Raw genomic sequence first — 14,388 nt, 5'->3', positions numbered from 1 at the left:
GGGGGGGGGCGCGCCACGGGCGACTTGCATGGTGTGAGACGGGCCTTCAGCGTCAACCCGAGAGGGCGAACAACGTAACGCTAGACAGTTCTTACCTAATCAAGTAAGGTGGATATTGCAGGTCAAGACGCAGAAGTGATCATTCTGATGCTCGATCCGGGAACGTTATGCGGACGTCCTCGGAGGGGCCGAACGCAAGGTCAAGGTGTTCGGTCGGGAGTCAGATGGTGACACTCGGTCCGGCTGGGGGTCCTGGGTCCCTCGGGTCACCGGGCGCAGCACTCCTGTTTCGCTCATCGGAACCGTCTGTGGGTGCCGGAACCGACTCGAGCCGCAGTGGGCTCGGAGCGGGTGAACGGAGAGTTGGTCGCGGACCTGTATCAGCCGGACGGCCCCGCCAGTGCGTGGGCAGGGGCCGTCCGCCCTGAATTCGACACAGCTTTCGGCGAACTCCTGATTCCTCCTGAGGTCTAGTTCTCCTGTGAGCGGACCTGACCGTGGCGATCCAGCATGACTTTCGCTCACCACGTCCACTCAATTTCGTATACGATTTAGGTGGACGTGGTGTTCGCCACTCCACCTGCACGCGTCAATCCCGTACGAAGGAGTCGTGAACGTGTTCCCGTTCTCTGTGTCCAAGCCCGTCCCCGTGACGCAGGAGGTGTTGGACGCCGTCGGGAAGGTCCTCGCGGTCCACCTCTCCTACTCATCCCGTGCCGCCCAGCGGGGCCGCACTCCTAAGTTCCCCTCCTATTTCATGAAGGCCACCAGCTCCCTCGCGCTCTCCGGCGCGGAGGTTGAGCGCCCTGCCGATACCGAGCTGCTGCAGTTCGAAGGTGAGATCGCCCTGGTCATCGGTACCGAGGCTCGTCGCATCACCCCGGAGCAGGGCTGGGCCCACGTCGGTTGGGTGACCGCCTCCAACGACCTGGGTATCCAGGACATCAAGTATGCGGACAAGGGTTCCAACGTCCGCTCCAAGTCCGGAGACGGATACACGCCTCTTGGCCCAGTCCTACTGCCCGCCTCGGAACTCGACCCGGAGCGGCTGCGTGTCACCACGCGGCTGAACGGCGCAGAGGTTCAGAACGCCACGACGGACGAATTGCTCTTCTCCTTCGGCCAGATCGTCGCCGACCTCTCCCAGCAGATGACCCTGCACCCCGGCGACGTGATCCTGACCGGCACACCCGCAGGCTCCTCCGTCTTCGCCCCCGGCGACACTGTCACCATCGAGGTCTCCGACGCCCGCGAGGCCGGCGCCTCCACCGGCGAACTCACCACCACAGCCACGCAGGCCAACCAGGGCTTCAAGGCCTTCGGTAATCCCACGAAGGTCACCGACGCCGACCGCATCGATGCCTGGGGCGACGCCGAGTCCGCCGGGATCGCACCCGCCGAGAACCCGCTGACCCCAGAGGTCCGTGCCCAACTCGAAGCCGCCGCCGTGGCGACCCTCTCCACCTCGGTGAAGAAGGCCGGCGTGGAGAACTGCACCATCGCAGGTCTCACCGCCACCAAGGGCACCCGCCGCGTCATCGGTGTGGCCCGCACACTGCGCTACGTCCCCCTGCGCCAGGACCTCTTCAAACAGTCCGGCGGCGGCTACAACGCCCAGAAGCGCGTGATCGACTCCCTCAACGAGGGTGAGATCCTGGTCATGGAGGCCCGCGGCGAGACCGGGGCCGCCACCATGGGAGACATCCTGGTGACCCGCGCGGGCGTCAAGGGTGCCGCAGGCATCATCTCCGACGGTGCCGTGCGTGACCTCTCCGCCGTCACGGACATCGACCTTCCCGTCTTCCACTCGGGAGCCCACCCCTCCGTCCTGGGCCGCAAGCACATCCCGTGGGACACCGACATCACCGTGGCCTGCGGCGGCGCCACCGTGCAGCCCGGCGACGTGATCGTGGCCGATTCGGACGGCATCATCGTCATCCCGCCGGCCCTCGTGGCCCAGGTGGCTGCCGACGCAGCGGCCCAGGAAGCGCAGGACGCCTGGGTGCTGGAGCAGGTCGAGGCAGGCAATGCCATCGAAGGACTGTTCCCGCCCAGCGGTGAGTGGAAGGCCAAGTACGAGGCCTACAAGGCAGAGCAGGGGGAGAACTGATGTTGGACACCACTACTCACACCGCCATCGCTGACGAACTCGTCCGCGCAGCAGAGACGCGCACGCCCGTCCCGCTGCTGACCCAGCGCTACCCGGACATGGAGGTGGCGGATTCCTACGCCGTGCAGAACATCTGGCGCCAACGCGGTGAAGAGGCGGGGCGTACCGTCGCAGGCCACAAGATCGGCCTGACCTCCAAGGCCATGCAGGACGCCACCGGGATCACCGAACCGGACTACGGGGTGATCTTCAAGGACATGATCCGTGAGTCCGGGTGCTCGCTGACCTGGTCCGACTACACCAAGCCGCGCGTGGAGATGGAACTCGCCTTCCTGCTCAAAGAAGATGTCGAGGGCCCGGATGCCACGATCTTCGACGTGCTGAGGGCCACCGAGTACGTGGTTCCTGCGCTGGAGATCCTCGACGCCCGCGTCGAGATGGCCGGTCGCACCATCGTGGACACCATTGCCGACAACGCCGCGATGGGGCTCATGGTCATCGGGGGCACGCCGGTGGCTCCGGACGCCGTGGACCTGCGCTGGGTGCCAGGCATTCTCTCCAACAACCAGGAGATCGAGGAGACCGGCGTGGCCGCCGGTGTTCTGGGCCATCCCGCCAACGGCGTGCACTGGTTGGCCAACCGCCTCTCCGAACACGGGGAGAAGCTGCGTGCAGGCGAACTGATCCTGGCCGGGTCCTTCACCCGTCCCATGTGGGTGCAGCCTGGCTCCACCGTCCACGCGGACTACGGCCAGTTGGGAGCCATCACGTGCCAGTTCAACTGAACCCCCTCCCGTCCTTCCGAGACCTCTTCGTGGGTCCCGAGGCCCCGGCAGCCACCCGACCCGTGGTCGGCATGTTCGTGTGCGACGGCGGTGCCACCTCCGCAGAGATCTGTGCGGGGGCTGGCTTCGACTACGTCCTCATCGACGCCGAGCACGGTTCCTTCTGGCTGGAGTCGATCCAAGCGCAGTTGCGTGCTGTCGCAGGCTATTCCGCCCAGGCCGTCGTCAGGGTGCCCGTCAACGACGAGGTGCCGATCAAGCAGGTGCTGGACGCCGGTGCGCAGAACATCATGGTCCCGATGGTGCACGACGCCGCCTCGGCGGCCGCCGCCGTTCGTTCGGTCCGGTACCCGCAGCCGGGTGCAGCGGAGGCAGGTGTGCGCGGTGTCGGTGCCGCCCTGGCCCGCTCGTCGCGGTGGGGGCGCATCCCGAATTACCTGACGCGGGCCCACGAACTCGTGTCCCTGATCGTGCAGATCGAGTCTTCCGAGGCAGTATCCAATGCGGCTGAGATCGCAGCGGTGGAGGGCGTCGACGCGATCTTCCTTGGCCCTTCTGACCTCGCCGCCTCGATGGGATACCTGGGACAGCAGGGGCATCCCGAGGTCGTCGAGGCGGTCAAGTCCGTCATCGCGGCGGCCAAGACTGCGGGCAAGATCGTCGGCGTCAATGCGTTCGACCCCGCTGCGGCGAAGGACTACCTCGCCGCCGGAGCGGACTTCGTCAACGTCGGTGCCGACGTGGCGCTGTTGGCGCGGGCCACCGAGAAACTGGCGGAGCAATACCTGAGCTGATCGTCAAGACTGAGGGACCACGCTCTACGGCACGTGTCGTGGACTGTGGACTGTGGACTGTCGATTTCGGAGTCTCGGCTCCACATCCGGGAGGATGTGGGGCCGAGGCTTTCTTGCCATGTGGCATGGCTCGGGGCCCGCACGGAACCTGATGAGGTGTCGTTTTCCTGACTCGACGGGATCACCACCAGTGCCGAGGTGGGTGTTCGGGTGGCGCGTAGCTGTGATGGGCGCTACTGTAAGTCGTATACGATTCGATATAAGGACGAGACGTTCTCATATCGAACACCAGAACATTCAGTTGAGATCATTCTCAGCACCGGCAGCGCCGCCATGGCACCTTCCTCGTTCGCCCGGGCGAACGGGTTCATGGCCCGCTTCTGGAGACTCCCGATGAAGTGAGGCCACCATGCAGTTCCATGAGGACGGATACGTCACCCGCGACCCCCACGTGAAGCGTGCCGAAGGCTTCGGCCTGAACCGCACTGCGGATTTTCCCGAGAACCTCGACGTGCTGATCGTCGGTGAGGGCCCTGCCGGCATGATCACGGCGGCACAGCTCTCCGCCTTCCCTGAGCTCAATGTCCGCCTGGTGGAGCGCCGACCCGAGGAACTGCTCGTGGGGCAGGCCGATGGCATCCAGGCGCGTTCGGTCGAGACCTTCCAGGCCTTCGGCTTCGCCAAGCGCATTGTGGAGGAGGCCTACCACATCACCGAGATGGCCTTCTGGAAGCCGGACACCGAGCAGCCCGAGAACATTGTGCGCACGGCCGTGGCTCCCGATGATCCGGAGGGCATCTCCGAGTTCCCGCACATCATCATCAACCAGGCCCGCGTGATGCAGTACTTCGGCGAGTTTGCCCGCAACTCCGCCTCGAAGCTGGTTCCGGACTACGGCATCGAATACATCTCCCACGAGATCGACGAGACTCGTGAGCACCCGGTGGCCGTTCGTCTGCGCCGCGTGGGATCGGGTGAGGAATTCACCGTCAACACCAAGTACCTCGTGGGTGCTGATGGGGCCAAGTCCCAGATCCGCCGCGACATCGGTGCAACCCGCCAGGGCAAGCAGGCGCTGCACGCCTGGGGGGTCATCGATTCGCTCTCCGTCACCGACTTCCCTGACTGGCGGACCAAGTGCGCCATCCAGTCACACGATGGCGGCTCGATCCTCCACATCCCGCGTGAGGGTGGACAGCTCGCCCGCATGTACGTGGACCTGGGTGAGGTGGCTGCGGACGACAACGGCCATGTGCGTGAGACGCCGCTCGAAGAGGTCGTGGCCCATGCCAACCGGATTCTGCACCCCTACACCGTGGACGTGAAGCACGTGGCTTGGCACTCCATCTACGAGGTGGGCCACCGCGTCACGGACCGCTTCGACGATGTGGAGGATGAAGCCACGGGACGCAAGCCACGCGTGTTCATCCTGGGCGACGCCTGCCATACGCACTCCGCCAAGGCCGGACAGGGCATGAACGTGTCCATGCAGGACGGTTTCAACCTGGCGTGGAAGCTGGCCCACGTCCTCCTGGGTGTGGCTCCCGAGGAGCTGCTGCGCACCTACACCAAGGAGCGTCAGGTCATCGCGCAGAACCTGATCGACTTCGATATGGAGTGGTCCTCGATGATGGCAGCCAAGCCGGAGGACTTCGACTCCCCGACCGAGCTCGAGGACTTCTACGTTCGCACCGCCGAGTTCCCTGCCGGATTCATGACCGAGTACGTTCCCGGGCTGACCACCGGAACCAAGGCACACCAGGAACTGGCCACCGGCTACCCCGTCGGCAAGCGCTTCAAGTCGGCCAAGGTGGCACGCCGGGCGGAGGGAAACCACGTGGAACTGGGGCACCTGCACGAGGCCGACGGCCGCTGGCGGATCTACGTGTTCGCCGATGCTCCGGCGGCAGGTCAGGATTCCAAGGTCACGGACCTTGCCACATGGCTCAAGAATGACGCCGCCTCTCCATTGGTCGGTTCCGACCTCGGTGGGCGTCCGCGGCACGAGTGGTTCGATACCAAGGTGATCTACCAGCAGAACCACCTGGACTTTGAGCTGCTGGACGCCCCCGAGGTCTTCCGCCCTGCATACGGTGAGTTCGGGGTGATGCAGTACGAGAACGTCTTCTCCTGCGATCCCGGCGTGGACATCTTCGACGAGCGCGGGATCTCACGCGATGGTGCCATCGTGGTGGTCCGTCCGGATCAGTACGTGGCTCAGGTCCTTCCGCTGGATGCCCAGGATGAGCTGGCCACGTTCTTCGAGACCGTGGCCCCGCATTCCGCGACGACCCAGGGCTGAGCCGTGGCTGCGGCAGCCGGCGGCTCAGGGTCGCAGACGCTTTCCAGAGGGATCAGGGTGCTTGAAGTGCTCTCTGAAGCGGAGACACCTCTGCCCCTGCCGGAATTGTGTGAACGGCTCGGTCTGCACCGGTCCGTGGTCTACCGGCTGCTGCGCACTCTCGAGGAACACGGCCTGGCCGCGCGGGACGATGACGGTCGAGTCCGGTTAGGGCTGGGACTGGCCGCGTTGTCGAGGTCGGTGCAACGCGACCTGCAGACCGTGGCTCTGCCGGAACTGACGCGAGTGGCCAACAAGGTGCAGATGACCACGTTCCTCACGGTGCTCGTGGATGACCTGGTCATGACTCTGGTCTCGGCCGAACCCACCGGTGGGCTCGGCGTCGTGGCACAGCGCCCCGGGTCGCGGCACCGTCTCGACCTGGGGGCGCCTGGCGCGGTGATCCGCGCGCAGCTCTCCGACGAGGAACTGACCAGGCTGGGAGTGGGCCGCCCGGATCCCACCGATCGCTCGGACGAGCACTGGGTGTCCAGAGACGAGGTTATCCCGGGGCTGCGTTCGGTCGCGGTTCCTCTGGTGGTGCCGGGTGAGCCGCCAGCGGCCGTGGCCGTGGTTCACCTCTCTGGGGCTGAGATCGACGACGAAACCGTGGTTGGCGAGCTGCGTAGGGCTGCAGGCGTCATCAGCGCAGCCCTGGTATAGGCCACGTGGAGGGTCGGATCTGAACGAGGCTCGACCCGACCTCGACCGAACTCAGGACGAGGAACTTGACTGAGCGGCCGCGTGCCGACGTAGCGCCACGGCGCATATCGCGGTGACCGCCACCTCAGCCAGGGCCAGGCCCACCATGGTGAGTCCTGCTGAGGTGTGGGAACCGCCATCGGGCACTGTCCCGCTGTGGTGGTGGCCGCCCCCGGCGGCCATCAACCAGGCCACGTGGGCCAGCGCCATCGCCGCTGACATGGTCATGAGGGTCCGAACCTCCCGTAGGCATGGGGTACGCAGACAGCGCACGGCACAGATCACGCATCCCACGGTCATCGTCGCGACCAGCACGCCGAACACCACGTCATGACGGTGTGACAGCGCCGCCCACAGGTGTGCGGCGGCAACCGCGAGGGCCCCGACCCCGGCACAGCGAACCGTGCCGCGGACGGGGCCCTCCACGCCCGGGGGCTGGATCTCAGTGCTCGCAGTGGCACTCATCGCCGCCGCCACAGCAGCCGTGGGCCTTTACCGGTGCAGGAACGTCCATCGCGGGATTGCGGTCGAAGAAACCGTCAGCTCGCAGCTTGAACCCCACGGAGTCCACCGGCATGATCGGCCAGTCCTCGACGCGGGGGAAATGAGTTAACCCGAAGGTGTGCCACACGACGTCTCGCTGACCGTCCACGTCGCGGTCCGCCTCGATCCACTGGGCGATGCCGTCCACGCCCGGGTTCTGGTTGGCGAAGTCGGAGGTGGGGTACTTCTGCGTCTCGTCGTAGCGGGTGACCCAGAGGCCGTGACGCATGACCGTGGCACGCTTGGCGATCGAGGAGTCCGCGTCCGCGAGCAGCATCGGGGTGCCTGCGGGGAAGAGCTTGTAGGACACGGGCTCACCCAGGCGATTCTTGGATTCCGGGTTGGAGATCACCCAGGTGCGACCCAGGGCACCGTCGGCGTCGCGGACGGCCTGCTGCTCGGTGGCGAGGACGGTGCGCTTGCGGGTGAAGGCGTTGCCGCGCGGATTGCTCTCCGAGATGGGGAGTCGAACCGCATCCTCTTCCTCCACCCGGGTGGGGCCGCCGTCCAAGGCGAAGTCCAGCCGGGCGGCGAACTGGTGCTGGTGGAACGGGGCACCGAGTCCCGGAGCGACCTGGGAATTATGAGTCGGGTCGTCCAGGTAGCCGGAGGTGAAGAGGATGCCGGTGGCCTTGGCCTCGAACTCGATGGTGCCGTCCAGGTAGAGGTACCAATAGAAGCCGTAGTCGTAGTTGCCGACGGTCGTGAAGATGGAGATCACCATGCGACGGTTGCGGCGCGTGTAGTGCGTGCCTGCCCACAGGTCGTCATGCTTGGAGAGGATGGAGAAGTCCTCCTCATGCATGCAGATGCCGTTGGCGATGGTCCGGGGATTGCCGTCGTTGTCCGCGATCGTGGGGGAGAGATAGGTGATCTCGCCAAGGCAATCGCAGCCGAGCTCCAGGGAATTGGCGCACTGACCGATCAGGTACTCACCGGTGTCGAAGTAATTCTGCCAGGAGCGCACGGGGCTCGGGTCGCCGTACGGGACCACCATTTCGGCGATGGAGGCGCGATTGAGGATGCGGCGGCGGACGGGATTCTCGGGGTTGCCGGGATCCACGTCGTCGAAGGAGACGTTGTGAAGCACCAGGCCGTCACGCATGTCGAAGCCGACGTCCAGGCTCCACCGCTCCCATTCCACGTGGTTGCCGTCGGTGACCGTGAAGGAAGGCCCTTCCGGCTGGGTGATGACGATGGGCTTCTGTGTGGTGCGGGTGGGGCCCGTCAGTTCCGGGGAGAGGTAATCGCCGGACTCCTTTGGGATGTCCGCCACGAAGAAGTCCAGCACCTGGTCAACGGTCTTGTTGGTGATGTCCACGTAGGAGAGCAGACCCTCGACGGGGTGGGCCCAGGCCGGCTCATCCGGGTTCTCTTGGACGAAGGCGAGCCCGCGCAGCATACGGCGGCCCTTCTCCTCCGGGTATTCGAAGACTCCGGCGGAGAGCGGTGCAACACGGACCTTCTCAACGTCGAGGCCGCGCTTGGCCAGAGCAGCGAGCCAGCGCTCGTCGGTCTTGAGGATCTCCTCGACCACCTCGTAGTCCTCGTCCTTGACCGGGAGCTCGCCGACGACGGCGGTGTCCAGGACCGTGGCGGACTCGACGACGCCACGGGTGGCGGAGAGCACGATGTCGCGAGAGGTGGCGTCCAGGGCATCCACCGTCTGGACACGGAAACGACGGTCCACGGGAGCGTCTTCCTCGAGATCGAAGGCCGGGTCCACCAAGCCGATGTAGGCCAGTCGGGTGGAGTCGGTGAACAGGCCGTCCGCGGCGAGGATGTCCCGGACGCGGGAAACCTCGTCCGGGGTCACCAGGGTGTGGTGCCCTGGTGACGGTGCGGTGGTCGGGGTCGGAAGGTCGTGAGTCATGCGTGCCTTTCGGTGTGACAAGGGCCGGACGAGTATGCGCCGCCTTCGTTGTCCGAACGCGTCGTGACGGCCACCACCCTTATTTTCTCTTGATGTAGAGAATAAACTTCACCGTACGATGAAACAAGACCCTGCTGCCGTTGCTTGACGATCCGAGTGCGCCGGGGATGTGTTGGCGAAAGGTGAACAGTGCCCAAGATCGTGGACCATGGCCTCCGGCGCAAGGAACTCATGGACAGTGCCTGGCGGGTGATCGCTCGTCGTGGACTGAGTGGCGCCACCATGCGAGAGGTCGCGGCGGAAGCAGGGTTCGCAAACGGTGCGCTCAAGCCTTACTTCCCCTCCAAGCGGGACCTGATGTCTGCGACGTATTCGCACGTCTTCGAACGCACCAATGAACGAGTGTCCGCGGTCGTGGCGCGACGCAGGGGATTCGCTGCTGTTCTGGCATTTGCGCGTGAGGTCCTCCCACTCGACCAGGAGCGTCTGGATGAGGCCAGGGCGGTGATCGCCTTCTGGCAGGAGGCCATGATGGACCCCGCCCTCGCGGATGCCCACGAGGACTCCATCGACATCTGGCGCGGGTGGTTGGGCGACTGGCTGCGGCAGGCGCAGGAGGACGGGGCGACGCGGGTCGGATTCGAGATCTCGGTGGCCGTGCCGACCTTGCTCTCCTTCCTCTTGGGGGCTCAGGTGCGCGCCTGCCTGGACTCGCGGGACGAAGGCCTCGACGCGCTGGAGATCCAGCTGGAGGCCTTGGTGGACGGGTGGCGATCAACGCGAGAAGATCACACAGAATCTCTCCCGGTGTAGATTTTTGTGACGTGGCGTGGTTCACTCTTTCGGTGACCCCCGATCTCCAGAGGGTCAGGCCGTATCAGCCGTACCTGCCGAGAGGGGGACCCTCATGACCTTGACCGGGCTGTCTCCAACTCAGACCTCGCTGCCGGGTGGCGCAGAGGTGCTCCGTTTGGACGAGTGGCAGCGTCACGCCTCGCAGGTTTTCGTGCCGCTTGCCGTGGATCCCGAGGTTCCTTCCGAGTTCGAAGGTCGACTCAGTGGCTTGGCCATACCAGAGGCAACCGCCGTCAGGCTCGAGGCGGGTGCCCACCAAGTGGAGCGGAGCGCGGCCCACGTCCGGGCCGGCGGGAGCGGATACTTCAAGTTCTCCCTGCAGATGGGAGGCCGCGGGGTGGTGTCCCAGGGTGGCCGAGAATCCACCGTCAAGCCGGGTGACATCACCGTCTATGACACGTCACGTCCGTATACGCTCACGTTCGACCGCCCCAACACGCAGTTCGTGCTGATGGTCCCGCAGGAACGATTCGGGTCCGCAGTGTCGGACGTCGAGGACCTCGTGGCCACCCGGCTCGGAGTGGGAGGGTTGGCTGATGTGGTGGTCCCCGTTCTGACGGGGGTTGCTCAGCGATTGAGGACCGGGCAGGCGAGCGTTGGCGCTGCCCTGATCCATCATGCGGTGGATCTGGTGGAGACCATGTGCCGCGACGATGCCGAGCGATTTCTCGCCGCATCGGAGGATCTCCCTCGGGGGGCCAAGGACAACGAATTGCGTCGCGTGGTGCGATACATCGACGAACAGTTGGGAGACCCTCGGCTGAGCCCGCAGGCCGTCGCAGCGGCCCATTTCATGTCGGTGCGCTCGCTCTACAAACTCTTCGACGAATCCGGCACCACGGTGGCGGCTCTGATCAGGTCCCGCCGAATGGAGAGGGCCATGGAGGCGCTCAGTCATCCCGGTCGGGTCGACGTGCCCATCGGGCGCATCGGCACGGAGTGCGGTCTACCGGATGCCGCGCATTTTTCCAGGCTCTTCCGTTCCACTTTCGGGATCTCGCCTACACAGGTCCGCAATCGCGCGCTCGGCGTCGGCTGACCACAGCGTCATCTAACCTCACGATCTTTGTCCCCGGCCCTGGCCGGCTCAAGCAGTTTTCACCTTTCTAAGTCAGGACGTGCATGTCGACGACGACAGCTCCCGGCCCGGTACCGGCCGCATCCAACGGATCCTCTCCCTCAACGGGACCACGCAGGATCGGAACCCTCTCACTGATCCTCATGATCGTCGCTGCCTCAGCGCCGCTGACCGTGGTCGCGGGAGGAGTCACCTCCAACTTCGCGGTGACCGGATCGCTCGGGGTCCCGCTGAGTTTCCTCATCCTCGGGCTGGTCCTGGTGATCTTTGCGGTGGGGTACACCGCGATGTCCACCCGGATCACCTCCGCCGGTGCGTTCTACTCATATGTGGCTCGAGGCTTGGGGCGTACTCCTGGTGTCGGCGCCGCCTGGGTGGCATTGGTCTGCTACAACGCCATGCAGATCGGCATCTACGGCATGTTCGGCTACGCCACGGCCGACCTCGTGACCTCCCTGACCGGAGCCGAGATCGCCTGGTGGGTGTGGGCCCTGATCGGTTGGTTGATCGTGGGGATCCTTGGGATCAACGCGGTGGACCTCTCCGCCAAGGTGCTCGGCATCCTCGTGGCGTTGGAATTCCTCGTGGTGCTCGTGTTCGACGTCTTCGGCCTCGCTGATTCCCCACAGGGCGTCGACGCCACCGGACTGGGGATGTCGGACCTATTCGGCCCAGGGATCGGCGCCGTTCTGGCGTTCTCAGTGGCGGCGTTCATGGGTTTCGAATCCGGATCCATCTACGCGGATGAGGTCAAGAACCCGCGCGTCACCGTTCGTCGGGCCACCTACGGTGCCGTCATCGTGATCGGCATCTTCTACGCCTTCTCGGCCTGGGCCATGATCGTGGGCGTCGGCTCAGGTTCTGTCGTGGACTCCTCCGGCGCCAACGGGCCAGGTGTGGTCTTCGGAGTGTTGGCCGGGCACCTGCCCAAGTTCGCAGTGGACATCGCCCAGTTGTTGTTCGTCACCTCGCTGATCGCGGCCCTGGTCTCCTTCCACAACGTGGTGTCCCGCTACCTACGGTCCCTGTCCCGCGACCGGGTGCTGCCTCGGTTCCTGTCCTACAGCGCGGGTGCAGGCAAGGCGCCCGTGGCTGGTTCGTTCACCCAGTCGGGTTTGGCGCTGGTGGTGCTGGTCATCTTCGCGATCATCGGTACAGGTGCGGAGGACCCGATCATGTTCCCGGTCCTGACTCTCTTCACGTGGCTCACCAACATGGGGGCCCTGGGGCTCGTGGCATTGATGGCGCTCACGAGTTTCGCGGCCTTCGGATTCCTGCGGGCCCACCGAGCCGGGACGGGTGTGTTCACGCGCGTCATCGCCCCCTGGGTGGCCGGGGTGGCGTTGGCCGGCATGACCATCCTGATAATCGTGAACTTTCCGGTGCTCGTGGACGCGGAATCGGGAAGCGTTTTGAACTGGTTGCTGCCCGCCATCGTGGTGGTTCCCGGGTTGGTCGCTGCCGGCTGGACCCTGTGGCTGCGAAGCGCACGGCCGGAGGTCTACGAGGGGATCGGCCACGACAAGAACGGCGAATTGCTGTTGTAGGCCTCAACTATTGATGCTGGTAACAAATCGACCCATAATCGTATACGATGGTGATCAACGGGTGTGGCTCAAGCCACGTCGGCGGCTGCGCTGAAGCAACGAGAACGGCGCCCAAGCGCAGCTCTTGCCCTTAGGGGCGCCTACAACAGTGCATCATCTTCAGGAACAGAGGCAGTCCATGTCCACAGCGGCCAAGGAAGCCCGCTCAGGCGGTCCAGGTACCAAGAAATCCGGTCAAGGACGCGTCGCAGTCGCGACCATCGTCGGCACCACCGTCGAGTGGTACGACTTCTTCATCTATGCCAACGCCGTCGCGTTGGTGTTCAACAAGCAGTTCTTCGATCCCGCCGGAGGCAGCGTGGGCCAGCTGGTGGCCTTCGCCTCCGTTGGCATCTCCTTCCTCTTCCGTCCGCTGGGCGCCTTCCTGGCGGGACACTTCGGCGACAAGCTGGGGCGCCGCACCATGCTGGTGCTGACCCTGCTGCTGATGGGTGTGGCCACCGCCTTGATCGGTGCCCTGCCCACCTACACGGCCGTCGGCCTCACGGCACCCATCCTGTTGTTGCTGCTGCGTGTGTTGCAGGGCATCGCCGCAGGTGGCGAATGGGGCGGCGCCGTGCTCATGGCGGTGGAGTACGCCAACCCCAAGAAGCGCGGGCTGGCCGGTTCCTTCCCTCAGCTCGGTGTGCCGCTCGGCATGCTGCTGGCCTCCGGCGTCATGGCCCTCATGACCGGCGTGATCGCCAAGGGCGACGCCTTCGAGTCGTGGGGATGGCGCGTTCCGTTCTTCCTCTCCATCGTCCTGGTGTTCGTGGGCTACTGGATCCGCCGCAGCGTCGAGGAGTCACCTGTCTTCCAGGAGATGGAGAACGATCAGAACTACGTGCACACCAAGGCTCCTCTGGTTCAGGTGCTCAAGCGCTACGGCCACCTGGTCATCCTGGGTGCCCTGGTGTTCGCCGGGAACAACGCGGCCGGCTACATGACCACCGGTGGTTTCATTCAGAACTACTCCACCAGCCCTGAGGTCGGCATGGACAAGACCGATGTGCTCATCGCCATCACCTTCGGCTCCGCATGCTGGTTCGCGTTCACCCTGCTCTCCGGGTGGCTGGCAGACGTCATCGGCCGTGTACGCACCTACCAGATCGGATTCGTGGCCCTCGCGGGAACCGTGTTCCTCATCTTCCCGATGATCCAGACCGGCTCCCTCGGCATGCTCTATCTGGCCCTGTTCCTCTTCTCCATCGGACTCGGACTGACCTACGGCCCGCAGGCAGCCCTGTACTCGGAGATGTTCCCGGCCTCGGTGCGCTTCTCCGGCGTGGCCATCTCCTACGCCCTCGGCGCCATCATCGGCGGTGCCTTCGCGCCGTTGATCGCGCAGGCCATCAAGAACGCCACCGGTGAGACCACAGGCATCTCGATCTACCTGTTCATCGTGGTGATCGTCGGATTCCTGGCGGTCACCATCCTGCGGGACCGCTCCCGTCTGGACCTCTCCCACAAGAACGAGGCGCAGCAGGCCAAGGGATCGTTGATCTTCCCCCGCCAGTTCCCGGACGCTCCCGCGGAGCAGGTCCTGGAAACCAAGAACTGACAAGACCAGTGCCCGACGGCGGGGGCCCGGTTACCGAAGGAACCCCGCCCCCCCCCGCGGGGAAACAAGAAAAAGGCGGGCACCGGTGGAAAAAAACGCTTAACCCCCCGCCAGGTACCCGCAAGCCAAACGGGGCAAGGCGGGAGATAATGCCCCCGGG

11 protein-coding genes are annotated in these 14,388 nt (G+C 65.1%); 9 read left to right on the top strand and 2 right to left on the bottom strand.

All coding sequences use genetic code 11. The annotated features are described in order from the left end of the window. Window positions 1-616: 616 nt before the first annotated feature. The 5 genes from Q0A15_RS09390 (at window position 617) to Q0A15_RS09370 (ending at window position 6,693) form a co-directional block, all read left to right on the top strand. Complete coding sequence (locus Q0A15_RS09390; protein ID WP_291279268.1) at window positions 617-2,110, top strand: fumarylacetoacetate hydrolase family protein; 1,494 nt, start codon at window positions 617-619, stop codon at window positions 2,108-2,110. Further along, window positions 2,110-2,895, top strand: coding sequence for a fumarylacetoacetate hydrolase family protein (locus tag Q0A15_RS09385; RefSeq protein WP_291279267.1), 786 nt, complete (start codon window positions 2,110-2,112; stop codon window positions 2,893-2,895). The genes Q0A15_RS09390 and Q0A15_RS09385 overlap by 1 nt, the downstream gene beginning before the upstream one ends. After that, on the top strand, window positions 2,880-3,689 hold the full coding sequence (locus Q0A15_RS09380; RefSeq protein WP_291279266.1) for an aldolase/citrate lyase family protein: 810 nt from the start codon (window positions 2,880-2,882) through the stop codon (window positions 3,687-3,689). Before Q0A15_RS09385 ends, Q0A15_RS09380 begins: the two co-directional genes overlap by 16 nt. A 409-nt stretch (window positions 3,690-4,098) precedes the next feature. Then, window positions 4,099-5,991 carry an FAD-dependent monooxygenase gene (locus Q0A15_RS09375; RefSeq protein WP_291279265.1) on the top strand — a complete coding sequence of 631 codons (1,893 nt, stop codon included), beginning with the start codon at window positions 4,099-4,101 and terminating at the stop codon, window positions 5,989-5,991. A 3-nt stretch (window positions 5,992-5,994) separates the two neighbouring features. Beyond that, a complete protein-coding gene (locus Q0A15_RS09370; RefSeq protein ID WP_291279264.1) occupies window positions 5,995-6,693 on the top strand; it encodes a helix-turn-helix domain-containing protein in 699 nt (232 codons plus the stop codon). 51 nt (window positions 6,694-6,744) lie between these two features. Here the strand turns inward: Q0A15_RS09370 and Q0A15_RS09365 are convergent, their stop codons facing one another. Beyond that, on the bottom strand, window positions 6,745-7,197 hold the full coding sequence (locus Q0A15_RS09365) for a hypothetical protein (RefSeq protein ID WP_291279263.1): 453 nt from the start codon (window positions 7,195-7,197) through the stop codon (window positions 6,745-6,747). After that, window positions 7,175-9,148 (bottom strand): primary-amine oxidase, encoded by a 1,974-nt coding sequence (locus Q0A15_RS09360; RefSeq protein WP_291279262.1) that lies wholly within the window; start codon window positions 9,146-9,148, stop codon window positions 7,175-7,177. Before Q0A15_RS09360 ends, Q0A15_RS09365 begins: the two co-directional genes overlap by 23 nt. Before the next feature lie 189 nt (window positions 9,149-9,337). Between Q0A15_RS09360 and Q0A15_RS09355 the strand changes: the two genes are divergently transcribed. From Q0A15_RS09355 to Q0A15_RS09340, 4 genes are all read left to right on the top strand, one after another. Next, window positions 9,338-9,961 carry a TetR/AcrR family transcriptional regulator gene (locus Q0A15_RS09355; protein ID WP_291279261.1) on the top strand — a complete coding sequence of 208 codons (624 nt, stop codon included), beginning with the start codon at window positions 9,338-9,340 and terminating at the stop codon, window positions 9,959-9,961. A 94-nt stretch (window positions 9,962-10,055) separates the two neighbouring features. Beyond that, a complete protein-coding gene (locus Q0A15_RS09350; protein ID WP_291279260.1) occupies window positions 10,056-11,042 on the top strand; it encodes a helix-turn-helix domain-containing protein in 987 nt (328 codons plus the stop codon). An 83-nt stretch (window positions 11,043-11,125) separates the two neighbouring features. Then, window positions 11,126-12,628 (top strand): APC family permease, encoded by a 1,503-nt coding sequence (locus tag Q0A15_RS09345; protein WP_291279259.1) that lies wholly within the window; start codon window positions 11,126-11,128, stop codon window positions 12,626-12,628. A 178-nt stretch (window positions 12,629-12,806) separates the two neighbouring features. After that, window positions 12,807-14,228 carry an MFS transporter gene (locus Q0A15_RS09340; RefSeq protein ID WP_291279258.1) on the top strand — a complete coding sequence of 474 codons (1,422 nt, stop codon included), beginning with the start codon at window positions 12,807-12,809 and terminating at the stop codon, window positions 14,226-14,228. The last annotated feature ends 160 nt before the right edge of the window (window positions 14,229-14,388 follow it).

The sequence above is a fragment of the Galactobacter sp. genome (assembly GCF_022712295.1).
GTDB lineage: Bacteria > Actinomycetota > Actinomycetes > Actinomycetales > Micrococcaceae > Galactobacter.
This window is presented reverse-complemented; position numbering and strand designations above follow the sequence as displayed.